The 258-nt window shown below is 45.7% G+C and carries 1 pseudogene; it reads left to right on the top strand.

Annotation, left to right across the window (positions count from 1 at the left end):
• Nucleotides 1-258, top strand: a pseudogene (locus AB4512_RS24450) (ABC transporter ATP-binding protein); the annotation flags it as partial.

Raw genomic sequence — 258 nt, 5'->3', positions numbered from 1 at the left:
TAATTAAACAACGTGGCATTGCGTCTGTCGTGGTGCTGCACGATTTACCTTTGGTAGCGCCATTCGCCGACTAAGTCTTGTTGATGTCACACCAAAAGATGGTGGCGTTCTCAGCCCCAGATACCGTGATGCAAGACCGATACATGATCCCTGTTTTTGGATTGCGCGTTCTCACGTTCAATCATCCTAATCTATGCAGCACCATCCATCATTTTGAAGCTGCATCAACTTACTCAACTCACTTAACTCTCTCTAATC

The sequence above is a fragment of the Vibrio sp. 10N.222.52.B7 genome (assembly GCF_041474275.1).
GTDB lineage: Bacteria > Pseudomonadota > Gammaproteobacteria > Enterobacterales > Vibrionaceae > Vibrio > Vibrio crassostreae_C.
Note: the sequence above shows the minus strand (reverse complement) of the source record. Positions and strands in the feature narration are given on the sequence as shown.